Origin of the sequence: Allokutzneria sp. A3M-2-11 16, from assembly GCF_024213555.1 — a bacterium.
Lineage (GTDB): Bacteria > Actinomycetota > Actinomycetes > Mycobacteriales > Pseudonocardiaceae > Allokutzneria.
Genome location: NZ_JANAVO010000001.1, coordinates 3458771 through 3474411, shown reverse-complemented (window position 1 = coordinate 3474411; position 15641 = coordinate 3458771). Strand labels below are relative to the sequence as shown.

At 71.1% G+C, this 15641-nt stretch carries 15 protein-coding genes; 4 read left to right on the top strand and 11 right to left on the bottom strand.

Annotated features, from left to right (window positions below):
- Window positions 1-2: 2 nt before the first annotated feature.
- Window positions 3-1265 (top strand): threonine synthase, encoded by a 1263-nt coding sequence (gene thrC, locus NLX83_RS17060; protein ID WP_254235828.1) that lies wholly within the window; start codon window positions 3-5, stop codon window positions 1263-1265.
- Window positions 1266-1272: 7 nt separating this feature from the next.
- On the opposite strand, the gene NLX83_RS17055 is transcribed toward thrC, so the two are convergent.
- The 7 genes from NLX83_RS17055 to nadD form a co-directional block, all read right to left on the bottom strand.
- Entirely contained in the window at window positions 1273-3609 is a 2337-nt protein-coding gene (locus NLX83_RS17055; protein WP_254235827.1) for a ComEC/Rec2 family competence protein, read from the bottom strand.
- Complete coding sequence (locus NLX83_RS17050) at window positions 3606-4361, bottom strand: ComEA family DNA-binding protein (RefSeq protein WP_254235826.1); 756 nt, start codon at window positions 4359-4361, stop codon at window positions 3606-3608. Before NLX83_RS17050 ends, NLX83_RS17055 begins: the two co-directional genes overlap by 4 nt.
- Window positions 4362-4664: 303 nt before the next feature.
- Window positions 4665-5510 carry a DegV family protein gene (locus NLX83_RS17045; protein WP_254235825.1) on the bottom strand — a complete coding sequence of 282 codons (846 nt, stop codon included), beginning with the start codon at window positions 5508-5510 and terminating at the stop codon, window positions 4665-4667.
- 11 nt (window positions 5511-5521) lie between these two features.
- Complete coding sequence (octT, locus tag NLX83_RS17040; protein WP_374118745.1) at window positions 5522-6226, bottom strand: diglucosylglycerate octanoyltransferase; 705 nt, start codon at window positions 6224-6226, stop codon at window positions 5522-5524.
- 4 nt (window positions 6227-6230) lie between these two features.
- Window positions 6231-6842, bottom strand: a complete 612-nt coding sequence (locus NLX83_RS17035) for a histidine phosphatase family protein (protein ID WP_254235824.1) — start codon at window positions 6840-6842, stop codon at window positions 6231-6233.
- A complete protein-coding gene (gene rsfS / locus NLX83_RS17030) occupies window positions 6839-7222 on the bottom strand; it encodes a ribosome silencing factor (protein ID WP_254235823.1) in 384 nt (127 codons plus the stop codon). Before rsfS ends, NLX83_RS17035 begins: the two co-directional genes overlap by 4 nt.
- Before the next feature lie 16 nt (window positions 7223-7238).
- Window positions 7239-7838 carry a nicotinate-nucleotide adenylyltransferase gene (nadD, locus tag NLX83_RS17025; RefSeq protein ID WP_254235822.1) on the bottom strand — a complete coding sequence of 200 codons (600 nt, stop codon included), beginning with the start codon at window positions 7836-7838 and terminating at the stop codon, window positions 7239-7241.
- A gap of 99 nt (window positions 7839-7937) precedes the next feature.
- On the opposite strand from nadD, the gene NLX83_RS17020 reads away from it, so the two are divergent.
- Window positions 7938-8627: a nitroreductase family protein gene (locus NLX83_RS17020; protein ID WP_254235821.1), complete on the top strand. Its 690-nt coding sequence runs from the start codon at window positions 7938-7940 to the stop codon at window positions 8625-8627.
- Here the strand turns inward: NLX83_RS17020 and NLX83_RS17015 are convergent, their stop codons facing one another.
- Genes NLX83_RS17015 through NLX83_RS17000 form a run of 4 tightly spaced genes read right to left on the bottom strand, consistent with a single transcriptional unit; the run spans window position 8628 to window position 12019 of the window.
- Complete coding sequence (locus tag NLX83_RS17015; protein ID WP_254235820.1) at window positions 8628-8852, bottom strand: ferredoxin; 225 nt, start codon at window positions 8850-8852, stop codon at window positions 8628-8630.
- A gap of 15 nt (window positions 8853-8867) precedes the next feature.
- Window positions 8868-10079, bottom strand: a complete 1212-nt coding sequence (locus NLX83_RS17010; RefSeq protein WP_254235819.1) for a cytochrome P450 — start codon at window positions 10077-10079, stop codon at window positions 8868-8870.
- A gap of 47 nt (window positions 10080-10126) precedes the next feature.
- Window positions 10127-10711, bottom strand: a complete 585-nt coding sequence (locus NLX83_RS17005; RefSeq protein ID WP_254235818.1) for a TetR/AcrR family transcriptional regulator — start codon at window positions 10709-10711, stop codon at window positions 10127-10129.
- A gap of 24 nt (window positions 10712-10735) precedes the next feature.
- The gene (locus NLX83_RS17000) at window positions 10736-12019 is read right to left on the bottom strand and encodes a glutamate-5-semialdehyde dehydrogenase (protein WP_254236244.1); all 1284 of its coding nucleotides are present in this window, start codon (window positions 12017-12019) and stop codon (window positions 10736-10738) included.
- A 28-nt stretch (window positions 12020-12047) separates the two neighbouring features.
- Here NLX83_RS17000 and NLX83_RS16995 point away from each other — a divergent pair, with 28 nt between their 5' ends.
- Both NLX83_RS16995 and NLX83_RS16990 read left to right on the top strand, forming a co-directional pair.
- A complete protein-coding gene (locus NLX83_RS16995; protein ID WP_254235817.1) occupies window positions 12048-14240 on the top strand; it encodes a RecQ family ATP-dependent DNA helicase in 2193 nt (730 codons plus the stop codon).
- Between the two features lie 33 nt (window positions 14241-14273).
- Window positions 14274-15476: a TIGR03618 family F420-dependent PPOX class oxidoreductase gene (locus NLX83_RS16990; protein WP_254235816.1), complete on the top strand. Its 1203-nt coding sequence runs from the start codon at window positions 14274-14276 to the stop codon at window positions 15474-15476.
- Window positions 15477-15641: the final 165 nt, after the last annotated feature.

Genomic DNA, 15641 nt, shown 5'->3' with positions numbered 1-15641 from the left:
CGATGACGACCATCGAGGCGCGCCGCAGCGCCCACCAGTTCGACCTCGGCCCGGCCCGCGCCCTGGTGTGCCGCGAATGCGGCAACGAGGTGCCGCTCGCCGCGGAGTTCGCGTGTTCGGAGTGTTTCGGCCCCCTTGAGGTCGGCTACGACTTCGGCAAGATCACCCGCGCGGAGATCGAGGCGGGCCCCCGTTCCATCTGGCGCTACCGCAACCTCCTTCCGGTGCCCTCGGACGTCCAGGAGCACCCCAACACCGACCCGGGACTGACCCGGCTGGTCAAGGCCGACCGCCTGGCCGCGGCCCTCGGCGTGCGCGAGCTGTGGGTGAAGGACGACACCGGCAACCCCACGCACTCCTTCAAGGACCGCGTGGTCGCGGTGGCGCTGGCCGCCGCCCGCCAGCTCGGGTTCACCGTGCTGGCCTGCCCGTCCACCGGCAACCTGGCCAACGCCGTCGCCGCGGCCGCGGCGCGGGCGGGCTGGGAGTCGGTCGTGCTGATCCCCTCCTCTCTTGAGCGGGCGAAGGTGCTCACCACCGCCGTGTACGACGGGGCGCTGATCGCCGTGGACGGCAACTACGACGACGTGAACCGGCTGGCCACCGAGCTGGCCGCGGACCACGAGGACTGGGCGTTCGTCAACGTCAACGTCCGCCCTTACTACGCGGAGGGCTCGAAGACCCTCGGCTACGAGGTCGCCGAGCAGCTCGGCTGGCGCCTGCCGCAGCAGATCGTGGTGCCGGTCGCCTCCGGCTCGCAGCTGACCAAGGTGGACAAGGCCTTCCGCGAGCTCGGTGAGCTGGACCTGGTGGAGCCGACCCCGTACCGGGTCTTCGGCGCCCAGGCCACCGGCTGCTCCCCGGTCGCCGCCGCGTTCCAGGCGGGCATCGACGTGATCCAGCCGGTGAAGCCGGACACGATCGCCCGCTCGCTCGCGATCGGCGCGCCCGCCGACGGCCCCTACGTGCTGGACACCGTGCGCCGCACCAACGGCTCGGTCGAGCACGTCAGCGACGAGGAGGTCGTCGACGCGATCCGCCTGCTGGCCCGCACCGAGGGCATCTTCGCCGAGACCGCGGGCGGCGTGACCGTCGCGACGGCGAAGAAGCTGATCGAGACCGGCCAGCTGGACCCGGACGCGGAGACCGTGCTGCTGATCACCGGCGACGGACTGAAGACCCTCGACGCGGTGGAGGACAAGATCGGCCCGCGCGCCACCGTGCCGCCGTCGAGCGCCGCCGTCCGCGAGGCCCTCGGGCTCTGACGAGCGCTCACCGCCTGGGCGGTGGCCGTGGTTCTCCTCTCCGTGCGGTCGCCAGACCATCGCGGGTGGCCAGAACGGCGACGTCACCGTCCAGGTCGGTGCGCAGGACGCGCACCCCGGCGAGTGCTTGCAGTACCAGTGGGCTCGGGTGGCCGTAGTCGTTGCCCGCGCCCACGCAGATCACCGCGACACGGGGCCGCACCGCGCCGAGGAACCGGGGCAGGCTGTACCGGGAGCCGTGGTGCGGCACCTTGAGCACCTCCGCGCTGATGTCCACTGTGGACGCCAGGAGCTCGGCCTGGGTGGCCAGTTCGATGTCGCCGGTCAGCAACATCCGCCCGGCCCGCGTGTGTGCCCGCAGCACCAGTGACGCGTCGTTGACCACGGTTCCTGGCAACGGGGTCTCCGTGGTCCGAGGTGCCGGGGAACGCAGCGGTGCCAGCACGTCCAGCACCAGTCCCGGCCACTCCAGCCGTTGACCACGGCCCAGTTCGATCAGCGGAACTCCGGCTGCCGCAACGGTTTCACGCACCTCCTTCATCGCCCACGCGGGCTCTCGCAGCGGCCCGACCGCGACCGCTCCCACCGATCTCTCCGCCAGGACGGCGGCGAGGCCACCGATGTGGTCGGCGTGCAGGTGGCTCAGCACCACCAACGGCACCCGGTCCACGTCCAGCCGGTCGAGGCAGGCGTTGACCGCCAACGGTTCCGGCCCCGTGTCGACCAGGACCGCGCGTCCCGGTTCGGCAACGGCCAAGACCACGGCGTCGCCCTGCCCGACGTCACAGGCCACCGCTGCCCAGCCGTCGACCGGCCACTGGGGGTTGAGCAGCTTCGCCGGAACCGTGGTGAGCAGCACCGCGACTACGCCGAGCACCAGCACGATCCGGAACCGAGGGCTGCGCAACAGCACCACGACCGTGACCAGCAGCGCGGCGAGCAACAGTCCGCCGAGCACACCGGAAGGCCAGGGAATGCCGCTGTCCGGCACGGCCGCGGCATGCCTGCCCACGGTGATCAGCCACCACACCTCCGGCCCGGCCAGGTGGACCAGCAGCTCCGCTGCGCCTTCGTGCACCGTTGACACCAGCGCGGCGAGCACACCGAACACCGTCGCGGGCGCGACCACCGGGGCAGCGAGCAGGTTGGCCGGAATGGCCACCAGGCTGATCTGCCCGGACAGTGCCGCGATCACCGGAGCGGTGGCCAGCTGCGCTGCCGCGGGCACCGCGATGGCCTCGGCGAGCCCCACCGGTACTCCGCGATCGCGCAGCGCTGCCGCCCACCTGGGCGCGAGGATCACCAGTGCCGAGGTCGCCAACACCGACAACGCGAAGCCCGCAGTACCGGCCAAACTCGGATCGAACAGCAGCAACGCGATCACGGCTCCGGCGAGCGCGGGTAACGCGGATCCTTTGCGCCCCAACACCAACGCCAGCAGCGTGACACCGCCCATCACCGCGGCGCGCAATACGCTCGGTTCTGGTCTCGCGAGCACCACGAAGCCGATCAGGGCCAGTACCGCCGCGAAACCCGCCAGCCGTGGTCCTGCCGTCAGCAGACGGAAAAGCAGCAGCACAGCACCGCAGACGATGGCCAGGTTCGCCCCGCTCACCGCCAGCAGATGGGCCAGCCCGGATACCCGGAACTCCTCCACAACTCGTGGCGACAGCCCACTGGTGTCACCGACCACCAACGCCGGGAGCAGTCCCGCGAGTTCCGGGGAGAGCACCTTCGCCGCATCGCGGAGACCGGTGCGCACACCGTCGGCGGCGGTCTGCCAACTCGGCGCGGGGCCGACAGCGATCGGTGGGCCGCGGACGCGCAGCACTGCCACCGTGAAGTCCCCACCGCGTGGCACGATCAGTGCTCCGGTTGCCGTGATCTCCTGTTCTGGCAACAACTTCGACCATGCTGCCGCTGGAGCCAACAGCAGCACCGCACCACCTGGCTCGTCGCGCAACCGCGCCCGCACCGCCACCTGGTCCGCACCGGCGGGACGACCGGCATATCCCTTGGTGCGCAAGGGTTGTGGGTCCTCGGACAGCTTCGCCTTGATCGTCGCGATGGCTCCCTTGCTCGCGAGTTCACGCAACGGGTGTGTCGCGGCCGGGAGGGCGTGGCTGGTGACGACAACGGCCGCCGCACCCGCCAGGACGCTCGTCGCGAGCAGTCCGTTCGCCCACGGGCCCGACCCCCGCCACACCGCCAGGAACGCGAAGGCCATCGCGAGCACGCCGCACAGCACGGTGGCGACCCAGCCGAGGTGCAGCCCGACCAGTGCGACCGCCCACACCGCCACCGCGGCGGGAACGAGCCGGAAATCCAGCGGAGCCGAGGTCACAGCGTCACCAGCTCGCGCAGCTTGGCCAAGCGCGAGCTGCCGATGCCGTCCACCTCGCGGAGCTGGTCGACCGAGGAGAACCGGCCGTGCTTGGTGCGCCACTGGACGATCCGCTGCGCGGTCACCTGGCCCACACCTGGCAGGCCGTCGAGCTGCTGGACCGTGGCCGTGTTGAGGCTGATCTTCGCGCCCTCCACCTGCCCCGGTTCCGCGGCCGGGGCGGGCAGGCCGACGACGATCTGCTCGCCGTCGCCGACCTTCCTGGCGAGGTTGACCGTGACCGGATCCGCGTCGGGCAACAGCCCACCTGCCGCCTGCACGGCATCGGCGATCCGCGCACCCTCCGGCAGCGACACCAGGCCGGGCCTGCCGACGCGGCCGACCACGCTGACCACGAGCTGCGTCGGTTTCTGTTGTGGCACAGCCGGAACGGAGACCGCCGGTGCCGGTTCGGCCGCGACGCCACCCGGCCACAGCAGGAGCGCCACCAGAGCGACCAGGGCAGCCACCGCCACGAGCGCGAGCGTCCCGGAGCGGCCGGGGTTCAGCCTCGCGCGGCGCAGCCACTCCGGCACCAGCCGGTCGAGCAACGAGACGCGGGCGTCGGGACCGATGTGGATCTCCACCGGTCCCGTTGGTGGGACGGGGTCCTCCGGTCCGGGACCGGACAGGGCCGCCAGGCGCTTCTTCGCCAGCAGTTCCTGCCTGACCCTGGCCGTGCCCGCCGGGTGGTCGAGGTGGGGGTTCGTCACCGCTCCGACGTTAGGGAGCGGGTGGGGGTGGTGGCGGGTGGTGTTGCCGAGCTGTGGACAAGTGGTGGTGATGTGGACAGATCAGCCGTTCCTGGTCCGCTTTTCCGTTGGAGTGTCAGGGGTTCGTGCTATGTATCAGCCATGCCCCAACTCCCCTCCCAGCCCTCCTCCTTCCCCTCCTCCCCACCTCGATCCACCTAGAGATCTCCCGTTTCGTACTCATAACGGGAAAAAGAGCGCTCCCATTGGCCGCCATGAGTACGAAACGGGAAAACGACGGGGCGGGTGGGGATGGGGGTGGGGTTAGGAGAGGCCGCCGGGGAGGACGACGACGCCGAGCACGCCGAGGCCGGTGTGCGCGCCGATCACCGCGCCGACCTCGGAGATGAGGCAGCCCTCGCCGTCGGTGAGGCGCTCGTCGAGCTTGCTGGCGAGCTCGGCGGCGCGCTGCGGGGCGCAGAGGTGGTGCACGGCGAGGCCCGCCGGTCCGTCGCCCGCGGCCTCCGCGGCGAGGTCGACGAGCCTGGCCATGGCGCGGCTGGTGGTGCGGACCTTCTCCAGCGGCACGATGCGCCCGTCCTGAACGTGCAGGAGGGGGCGCACCGCGAGCGCGGTGCCCAGCAACGCGGCGGCGGGGCCGATGCGACCGCCGCGGCGAAGGTGTTCGAGGGTCTCCAAGCAGAAGAACGTGCGGGTGCGCGCCGCGGTGCGCACCGCGGCGGCCTCGACGTCGGAGGCGGACGCGCCGGAGCGGGCCGCTTTCACCGCCGCGAGCACGGCGAAACCCAACCCCATCGCCGTGGACCTGGAGTCGACCACGCGCACTCCGCCGACCTCCCCGGCGGCGATCCTGGCCGCGTCCCACGTGCCGGAGAGCTCGCGGGAGAGGTGAACCGAGACGATCGAGTCCGCACCGCTGTCGAGCACGCGGCGGTAGACCGCGGCGATGTCCTCCGGAGAGGGCCGGGAGGTGCTGACGGCGCGGCGTTCGGACAGCGCGTTGGCGAGGCTGGCCGGGGTGATGTCGACGCCGTCGAGACCGGTGCTGTCGTCGACGGTGACGTGTAGCGGGACCACGGAGATGCCGCGCCGGTCCGCGAAGCCTTCCGGCAGGTACGCGGTGGAATCGGTCACGACGGCTACGGCCACGAGCGAGCAGCCTACGTGGCCCGCCGCAGCAGATCCGCCAGCGCCGCGCCGACCACCTCGTGGGTCTCCCAGCCCCAGTGCATCCCGTCGGGATTGCCCCGACCGGCGGCCACGTGCTCGCGCGCCAAGGCCGCGAGGTCAAGTAGCGGAACGTCCACAGTGGACGCCCAGGCGGTGATCGCCGAGGCCGCGGGTGCCCGGCCGGTGTGCACGTGCCCGTAGGCCGGGGCGCGGTGCACCGAGGGCAGCGTCGCGATCACCGGCAGCTCCGGGCGCAACGAGCGCACTCCGCGCAGGCACCGGTCCAGGTAGGCGACGCTGAGCCGGGGCGGGAGGGCCACCGGGCGCCCGCCGAGCAACCGCGCGAGGTGCGGCTGCGCGGTGAGGTAGGTCTCGCGCACCCGGCGCCGCAGCTGTTCGGGACGCAGGTAGCGCAGCCCTTCGCGGAGGTAGGTGGGCAGCGGCGACGGCAGCGTGTCCATGCTGCCGACACCGAGCACCAGCGCGTCGATCCGCGGCATCAGCGCCCAGACCCTGGGATCACGCGTGATCGCCCACCACGCGTCGCGGGCGGTCCAGCCGAACCCGGCGACGATCTCCGCCGAACCGCCGACCCGCCGTGCTGCCACGTTCGGCCAGAGCCGGGGGTCGTCGGCGGGCATCGCCTCGCGCGGTCCGTGGAAGGCCAGCGAGTCGGCCAGCACCAGCAGCCGCACGGTCTCAGCCGGTCACACCGGCGTTGTACGCGACGAGCCGCCAGTCCAGGCTCTCCGGACGCCGTGCGAGCACCGCCCAATGGCAATTGAACAGCCCGCCGAGCGACGGCCAGCACGCGATGGGCAGGCCCACCAGCGAACCGGTCAGGCCGAGGATCAGCCCACCGTGCGCGCACAGCAGCGCGGTCCCGTCGTGCGCCGCGTCCAGCTCGGCGACCACCTCGGCGGCCCGCGCGGCCACCTCGATCCGGCTCTCGCCGCCCGGCGGGGCCCATTCGGGGTCCCTGCGCCACTGGGCGAGCGCACCCGGCCAGTCCTGCTCGACCTCGGCGTGGGCCAGGCCCTGCCACTCGCCGACGTGGGTCTCGCGGAGCCGCTTGTCGATGCGCACCGCACTGCCGGTCACCTTGGTGAACTCGGCCGCGGTGTCCATCGCCCTGCGCAGGTCGGAGCTGAGCACGACGTCGGGCTCGAAGCGCGCGACCACGGGGGCGGCGGCGCGGGCCTGCTCGACGCCGGTGTCGGTGAGCAGCGCGTCCAGGTGGCCCTGGATGCGCCCGGTGGCGTTGTGGCCGGTCTCGCCGTGCCGCCACAGCACGAGCCGCTGGAGCGTCACTCGGCGGGTTCCTCGGCCGCGGGGCGGTCTTCGAACGCGATCCGCGGGCAGTCCTTCCAGAGCTTCTCCAGCGCGTAGAAGGTCCGCTCCTCGGCGTGCTGCACGTGCACGACGACGTCGACGAAGTCGAGCAGGACCCAGCGGCCCTCCCGCGCGCCCTCGCGGCGCACCGGCTTGCTGCCGGCCTCGCGCATCTTCTCCTCGACGTTCTCCACGATCGCGTCGACCTGGCGCTCGTTGGGCGCGGAGGCGATCACGAAGCAGTCGGTGATCACCAACTGGTCGGACACGTCGAGCACGACCACGTCGTGCGCCTTCTTGTCAGCCGCTGCGTGCGCGGCGACCAGCGCGAGGTCGCGTGCCTGGTCGGTGGCTGCCACCTGTGTAGTTCCTTTCCTACGCCCGTTCCGGCGCGGTGTAGAGCTCGCGTTTGCTGATGTACTGCACCACACCGTCGGGCACGAGGTACCAGACCGGGAGCCCGTCGCGGACCCGGTCGCGGCAGTTCGTGGAGGAGATCGCCATGGCGGGCACCTCCACCAGGCTGACCGCGCCCTGGGGCAGGTGGTCGCCGTCGAGCCGGTAGCCCGGCCTGGTCACCCCGATGAAGTGGGCCAGCCGGAACAGCTCGTCTGCGCGGTGCCAGGACAGGATCTGTTCCAGCGCGTCCGCCCCCGTGATGAAGAACAGTTCGTCATCAGGGTACTGGGTTCGCAGGTCACTGAGCGTGTCGATGGTGTAGGTCGTGCCGGTGCGGTCGATGTCCACCCTGCTCACCGAGAACCCGGGGTTCGACGCGGTGGCGACGACGGTCATCAGGTAGCGGTCCTCCGCCGGGCTGACCACGCTGTGGCACTTCTGCCACGGGTTGCCGGTCGGCACGAAGATGACCTCGTCCAGTTCGAAGCGCGCCTGCACCTCGCTCGCCGCGACGAGGTGCCCGTTGTGCACCGGGTCGAACGTGCCGCCCATTACCCCAATTCGGCGCTTGGCCATGGCAGGACAGAGTACGGGGCGACCTGCGGCGGCGGTGATGAGCACGGTCACTCGTTCGGGCCTGCGTTTGATCTTCGGAGCGTGGTGATACTCGCGGCCATGAGGACTTGGGAACCGATGCACGGTCGCCCCTACCGACCGACCGCCTATCACCCGTCCCGCATCCCCGCCGACGAAGCGACCGGAATCGCCGAACGGTTCCGCGAGCGCATGAACGAGCGCCGCACCGTTCGCGCCTTCTCCGCCGAACCAGTCCCGGAACAGCTCGTGCTGGACGCGATCGCCGTGGCGAACACCGCGCCGTCCGGGGCACACCAGCAGCCGTGGACCTTCGTGCTCGTGCAGAACCCCGTAGTGCGCAGGCAGATCCGCGAAGCCGCGGAGTACGAGGAGCAGATCTCCTACGACGGCAGGCTCGGCGAAGAGTGGCTGTCCGCACTAAGCCCGCTCGGCACCGACGAGCACAAACCTCACCTCACGGACGCTCCGCACCTGCTCGTGGTTTTCGAGCAGCGATACGGCATCCGCGCTGACGGCAGCACTTATAAGCACTACTACGTCGGCGAGTCCGTGGGAATCGCCGTAGGCATGCTGCTGACCGCGTTGCACCTCTCGGGGCTCAGCGCGCTCACGCACACGCCGAGCCCCATGGGCTTCCTACGAGATGTGCTCAACCGTCCGCGCAACGAGAAGGCGTTCGCCGTCATACCGATCGGGTACGCGGCGGAGGACGCCGTAGTGCCCGATCTGGTCCGCAAGACACTGGACCAGGTCGTCGTCCGCGTCTGACTATTCGGCCGGTGCGACCACTTCGCCGGTGGAGGCGAGCTTGACCAGGATCGCCTCCACCGGGCAGGACTCGGCGGCGTCGATCACGGCCTCGTCCGAGTCCACCTCGTCCTTGATGGCGCGCGCGTAGCCGTCCATCAGCTCGAAGTGCTCCGGGGCAGCGCCCGCGCACATGCCGGAGCCGATGCAGTTCTGGTCGACACTGACCAACCAACGATCACTCATGGGACATTTCTACCTTCACCACGCCACCGGGAGGGCCTCCAGGCCCCGAACAAGCATCCCCGTCCGCCACGGCAGCTCGTCCACGGGCACGGCGAAGCGCAGGTTCGGGAAGCGCGCGATCATCCCCTCCAGGGCGACCTGGAGCTCCAGCCGGGCGAGCTGCGCGCCGAGGCAGTGGTGCAGGCCGTGACCGAAGGCGATGTGCGGGTTGTGCGGCCGGTTGAAGTCGATCTCGTTCGGCAGGTCGAAGACCGCGTCGTCCCGGTTCGCCGAGGCGTTCTGGGCGAAGACGGACTCGCCCTTGCGCACGGTGACCCCGGCCAGCTCGACGTCCTCCAGCGCGACCCGGACGAAGCCACCCGAGGCGCCGAGCGGAGTGAAGCGCAACAGCTCCTCCACCGCGGCGGGCACCAGCGAGGGGTCGGCGACCAGCGCCTGGTAGCGCTCTGGCTGGCTGAGCAACAGGTACGTGAAGTTCGTCAGCTGGTTGGCCGTGGTCTCGTGGCCCGCGACGAGCAGCGTGATGCCGAGCCGCACCAGCTCCATCTCGGAGAGCCGGTCGTCGTTGTCCCTGGCCAGCACGAGCGCGCCCAGCAGGTCGTCAGTGGGGTCGGCACGGCGCCGCGCGACCAGGCCGCCCATATAAGCGAGGAACTTCTCCCGCGCGTCCTCGATCTGTGCCTGGGTGAACTTCGTGGTCGACAGGACCGCGTCGGAGAAGGACCGGAACAGGTGCCGGTCCTCGTAGGGCACTCCGAGCATGTCGCAGATGACCGTCACCGGTAGCGGCAGCGCCAGGTGGTGCACCAGGTCCGCGGGCGCGCCGTGCTTCTCCATCTCCGTGAGCGAGCTGTCGACCAGCTCGCGCAGGCGGGGCCGCATCTGCTCGACGCGCCGCGCGGTGAACGCCTTGGCGACCAGGCGGCGCAGCCGCGTGTGCTCGGGCGCGTCCATGCCCAGGATGCTGTCGCGGTCCAGCGGGAACGGGGTGCTGCGCGGGGTCTCCGGGGTGGTGCCCGCGGCCATGCTGAACCTCGGGTCGCCGAGCACGGTCCTGGCGTCGGCGTGGCGGGTGACCAGCCACGCCGTGCCCTCGCCGAAGGGCATGCGGACCCGGGTGATCGGCTCGTCGCGGCGCAGGCGTTCGTAGACCGGGTCCAGGTCGAGTGCCCTCGGCGGGCTGAACGGGTAGGACGGCGCCGAGGTGGTGGGATCGACGGCGGTCACCGTGATCTCCCTTCGCCAAAGATGTAAGCAGTCGCTTACTTTCCACGCTACGAAGGAGTCACGGGCGCGTCAAGATCCAGCAGCGCGGAGATCCCCCGCCGCACCTCGGCCTCCACCCGATCGGCGGGAGCCGCCCGCAGGTTGTCCGAGCCCAGCACCGAACGGCAGAAACCGATCCCGACCAGCCACGCCAGCACCAGCTCGGCACGCAGCTCCGCCTCCGGCCCCTCGGCCAGCTCCGCCAGCGACCGCACGTAGGCGCGGCCCATCTCCTTGCGCAGCTCCATCGACTCCTTGCCGACGACGGCCGAGCGCAGCATCGCCAGGATCGGGTGGTCGGAGCCCTCGGGCGCGTCGGCGAGGAACAGCTCCAGGATGCGGTGCGGCAGCTGCTCGGCGGGCCCCGCGTGCAACAGGTCCATCCCCCGGTGCGCCACCACCGCGTTGAACAGGTCTTCCTTCGTGCCGAAGTACCGGAACAGCAGGGCCTGGTTGGCTCCCGCGCGCGCGGCGATGTCGCGCACCGTCGTGCGGTCGTAGCCCCGTTCGGCGAAGAGCTCACCAGCCGCTTTCAGCAGTGCGGCACGGGTGGCCTGGGAGTCCCGACGACGCGGCGGTGGGTTCTGCGGCATCCGGACATTCTGCGGGAAACCTTCTCAGGAAGACGGGCGGACGTGCCCGTCTCCCCACACCACCCACTTGGTCGAGGTCAGCTCCGGCAGCGCCATCGGCCCGCGCGCGTGCAGCTTCTGCGTGGAAATGCCGATCTCCGCGCCCATGCCGAACTCACCGCCGTCGGTGAAGGAGGTGGCCGCGTTGACCATGACCGCGGCCGCGTCCACCCGCGCGGTGAACTCGCGGGCCGTGCGCACGTCGGCGGTCACGATCGCCTCGGTGTGCCCGGAGCCGTGCTCGGCGATGTGCGCGACCGCGTCGGCGAAGGAGTCCACGACCTTGGCGGCGATGTCCAACGACAGGTACTCGGTGTCCCAGTCCTCGTCCTGCGCGGGCACCGTCGCGGTCTCCGCCAAGGCGGCGAAGCTGTCATCGGCGTGCAGCGTGACCCCGGCCGCGGCCAGCTCGCGCGCGACCGCGGGCACGAAGCGCTCCGCGATGTCCTTGTGCACCAACAGGTTCTCAGCCGCGTTGCACACACTGGGGCGACGCGCCTTGGAGTTGAGGACGATGCGCACGGCCATGTCCAGGTCGGCCGCGGAGTCCACGTAGACGTGGCAGTTGCCGACGCCGGTCTCCACCGTGGGCACGGTCGCGCCCTCGACGACGGCGTTGATCAGCCCGGCGCCACCACGCGGGATGACCAGGTCCACCAGGCCGCGCGCGGTGATCAGGTGCCGGACCGAAGCACGGTCGTGGCACGGCAGCAGCTGCACCGCGTCGGCGGGCAGACCGGCTTCGACGACGGCATCGCGGAGCACGGCCACGAGCGCGGTGTTCGAGCTCTCCGCCGACGAAGATCCGCGCAACAGCACGGCATTGCCCGCCTTCAGGGTCAGCCCGGCCGCGTCCACGGTCACGTTCGGACGGCCCTCGTAGACCATGCCCACCACGCCCATCGGCACGCGGACCTGACGCGTCTCCAGCCCGTTCGGCAGAACGCCGCCACGCAGCACCTCACCGACCGGGTCGGGCAGCCCGGCGACCGTGCGCTGCGCCTCCGCGATCGCGGCGATCCGCGACTCGGTCAGCGAGAGCCGGTCGATCATCGCCTCGTCCAGCCCGGACTCGCGGCCCCGGCGCACGTCCTCGGCGTTGGCGGCCAGCACCTCCGGCGCCCTGCGGACGAGCGCGTCGGCGATGGCGTGCAGCGCCGCGTCCTTGACCTGGCGGGTGGCCAGCGCCAGGTCGGAGGCCGCCACGCGGGCGCGGCGGGCGGCGTCGTGCACCTGCGCACGGAGATCTTCGTCCACAGTGGACTTCATTGCGGTCACACGTCCCAGGGTAGTCCGCATGCGGCCCCACCCGATCCGGTTATCCCACAGCCCGGACGCCGGACTGTCCGACCCATGGGGCACCCTGGACGACGTGGATGAACTGGCCCAGGAGGATCAAGCACTGCGGGACCTGGCCGAGGAGAAGCTGCGCTCTCTCGCGGGAGAGCACGCGAAGCTGCGTGAAGACCAGTGGACGGCGATCCGCGCGCTCGTCGTCGACCGGTCCCGCGCGCTGGTCGTGCAGCGCACCGGATGGGGCAAGTCGGCCGTGTACTTCATCGCGACCGCGCTGCTGCGCGAGCTGGGCGAGGGGCCGACGGTCATCGTCTCCCCGCTGCTGGCGCTGATGCGCAACCAGGTGGTCGCCGCCGAGCGGGCCGGGGTGCGCGCCGCGACGATCAACTCCGCCAACCAGGAGGAGTGGGAGAACGTCCAGGAGCAGGTCGCCACGGGCGAGCTGGACGTGCTCCTGGTCAGCCCGGAACGGCTGAACAACCCGGACTTCCGGGACAACGTGCTGCCCGAGCTGTCCGCCGACGCCGGCCTGATCGTGGTGGACGAGGCGCACTGCATCTCCGACTGGGGCCACGACTTCCGGCCGGACTACCGCCGCCTGCGCACGCTGATCGCGGAGCTGCCGGAGGAGATCCCGGTGCTCGCGACCACCGCGACGGCGAACGACCGCGTGGTGCACGACGTGGCCGAACAACTGGAGTTGGGCGAACGCGAAGCGTTGGTGCTGCGCGGACAACTCGACCGGGAGAGCCTGCGGTTGAGCGCGGTCCGGCTGCCCACGGCGCAGGCGCGGCTGGCCTGGCTGGCGAACAAGCTCAACGAGCTGCCGGGCTCCGGGATCATCTACACGCTGACCGTCGCCGCGGCCGACGACGTGGCCTCCTTCCTCCGCGACCGCGGCTTCGAGGTGGCCTCCTACTCCGGCAAGACCGAGACCTCGGAACGCCAGCAGGCCGAGGAGGACCTGCTCGCCAACAAGGTGAAGGCCCTCGTGGCGACCTCGGCGCTGGGTATGGGCTTCGACAAGCCGGACCTCGGGTTCGTCGTGCACCTGGGCGCCCCGTCCTCGCCGATCGCGTACTACCAGCAGATCGGTCGTGCCGGTCGTGGCGTGCAGCGCGCGGAGGTGCTGCTGCTGCCCGGTCCTGAGGACAAGGACATCTGGGCATACTTCGACTCGCTGGCCTTCCCGTCGGAGCACATCGTGCGGCGGCTGCTGTCCGTGCTCGGCGAGGCGGACGGCCCGATGTCCACGGCCGCACTGGAACCACGGGTGGAGCTCAGCCGCAGTCGCCTCGAAGCAGTGCTGAAGGTGCTCGACGTGGACGGCGCGGTGCACCGTGTGCGCGGCGGCTGGACGGCCACCGGCGAGGAGTGGACCTACGACGCCGACCGCTACGCGCGCGTGGCGAAGGCGCGGCAGGCGGAGCAGCAGGCGATGGTGGACTACCTCGCCACCACGGGCTGCCGCATGGAGTTCCTGTTGCGCCAGCTCGACGATCCGCACGCGGCCCCGTGCGGGCGCTGCGACAACTGCACCGGCGAGCGCCTGTCCACGGAGGTGCCGGGCGAGGCGGTGGCGGAGGTCGAGCAGCGGCTCATGCGCCCCGGCATCGACCTGTCCGCGCGCAAGCAGTGGCCGAGCGGGATGAGCGCGCTCGGCATCGACCTCAGCGGCCGCATCCCGGCGACGGAGGCCGCGTCGGTGGGCCGCGCGCTGGGCAGGCTGACCGACATCGGCTGGGGCAACCGGCTGCGCCCGCTGTTCGCGCCGGACGCCCTCGACGCCGAGATCACCGACGAGCTCTTCCAGGCGTGCGTGCAGGTCCTGGCCGGGTGGGGCTGGGAGCGGCGGCCGGTCGGCGTCGCCGCGATCGACTCGCGGAAGCGCCCACGCCTGGTGGCGAGCTTCGCGACCCGCATCGCCACCATCGGCAGGCTGCCGTTCCTCGGCCGCGTGCTCTCCACCGGCGAGGCCCCGACGGCGGTGAACAGCGCGCAGCGGCTGGCCGGGCTGACCACGTCGCTGAGCCTGTCCCCGGAGCTGGAACAGAACCTGTCCACAGCGGACGGCCCGGTGCTGCTGATCGACGACCGGGTGGACACCGGCTGGACGCTCACCGTCGCGGCCCGGATGCTGCGCCGCGCCGGAGCCCGGGAGGTGCTGCCCTTCGTCCTGGCCGCGACGGCCTAGCGACAACACCAGCTTGACCATTAGATTGAACTCATGGGTTCAATCTACGTCATCACGGGTGGCACCGACGGCATCGGCGGGGCGCTCGCGCGCGCCTACCTCAAGCGCGGCCACGAGGTGGTCGTGATCGGCCGTGACCAGGCGAAAGCGCCGGAGGGCGCGCATTTCGTCCGGGCCGACCTGAGCCTGGTCGGCGAGACCAGGGCGGCGATCGCCGAGCTGCGCTCCCGGTACCCCAAGATCGACGCGTTGGTGCTGTGCGCCCGGCACCTCCAGTCCGAACGCCGGGTCACCGCCGAGGGCTTCGAGCACAACTTCGCGCTTTACTACCTGAGCCGCTTCCTGCTGAGCTACGAACTGGCCGACCTGCTGCACGCCGCCGACGACCCGGTGATCCTCAACGTGGCCGGCCCTGGCCCGAACCCCGAGCGCGTGCGCTGGGACGACCTCGGCCTGGAGTCCGGCTACGACGGGATCGCCGCGATGTTCCAGGGCGGCCTGCTCAACGACCTGCTCGGCGAGGGCTTCGCGCTGAACCGGCCCTCGGAGAAGATCCGCTACGTCCTGGTCAACCCGGGGACGGTGAACACGAGCTTCTCCGGCTCCTACGACGAGGGGGTCGCGCGGCAGATCGAGGCCATCCGCGCGTCGGCGACGCCGGTCGACGTGGCCATCCAGCCGCTCATGGCGCTGTTGGACGCACCGCCTGCCAGCCCGCTGAGCGTGTTCATCCAGGGCACTCCGCACACGCCCGCCCCGGACCCCGGCGCGGCCCGGCGGCTGGACACGTTGACACGCAAGCTCTTGGGCATGCCCGTACTGCGTGGAGTCTCAGCGATGAACCTGCGCGAGTTGCTGGACTCACCGGTCTTCGGCGTGATCGGGACCGTCCAGCCCGGCGGCGAGCCGCACCAGTCGGTGGTGTGGGTGAAACGCGACGGCGACGACGTGCTGTTCATGATCGCGGAAGGCAGCCGCAAGGAACGCAACCTCCGGCGCGACCCCCGGATCAACGTCCTGGTGACCCCTGCGGACGCGCCGCACACCTACGCGTCGATCCAAGGCACCGCAACCATGTCGCGCGAAGGCACTCACGCACTCCGCGAGGAACTGACGATGAAGTACATCGGCACGTCCTACGCCGAGCACATCCGCCGCACCCCGGAGGCGGACCACAGCCACGCCACCGTCACCACCGTCCGCGTGACCCCCGAGCGCATCACCGGCCGCCTCTAACCCCTCCCAAGATCAACGCCGCTTTTAGGGCGCTCAACGCCCTGAACGACTCGTTCGGGGACCTCAACGCCCCCAATGACTCGTTCAGGGAATCCAACGCCCCAAACACGACATTGGCGGGCAGCACCACCGCCCTGAACGAGTCATTCAGGACCCCCAACACCC

Bases quoted from the DNA above. Each gene is read 5' to 3' on its own strand.
- thrC (WP_254235828.1), top strand. From the start codon at position 3: ATGACGACCATCGAGGCGCGCCGCAGCGCCCACCAGTTCGACCTCGGC.
- NLX83_RS17005 (WP_254235818.1), bottom strand. From the start codon at position 10,711: ATGCCGCAGAACCCACCGCCGCGTCGTCGGGACTCCCAGGCCACCCGT.
- NLX83_RS16990 (WP_254235816.1), top strand. From the start codon at position 14,274: ATGGGTTCAATCTACGTCATCACGGGTGGCACCGACGGCATCGGCGGG.
- nadD (WP_254235822.1), bottom strand. From the start codon at position 7,838: ATGGCCAAGCGCCGAATTGGGGTAATGGGCGGCACGTTCGACCCGGTG.
- NLX83_RS16995 (WP_254235817.1), top strand. From the start codon at position 12,048: ATGCGGCCCCACCCGATCCGGTTATCCCACAGCCCGGACGCCGGACTG.
- NLX83_RS17000 (WP_254236244.1), bottom strand. From the start codon at position 12,019: ATGAAGTCCACTGTGGACGAAGATCTCCGTGCGCAGGTGCACGACGCC.
- NLX83_RS17015 (WP_254235820.1), bottom strand. From the start codon at position 8,852: ATGAGTGATCGTTGGTTGGTCAGTGTCGACCAGAACTGCATCGGCTCC.
- NLX83_RS17020 (WP_254235821.1), top strand. From the start codon at position 7,938: ATGAGGACTTGGGAACCGATGCACGGTCGCCCCTACCGACCGACCGCC.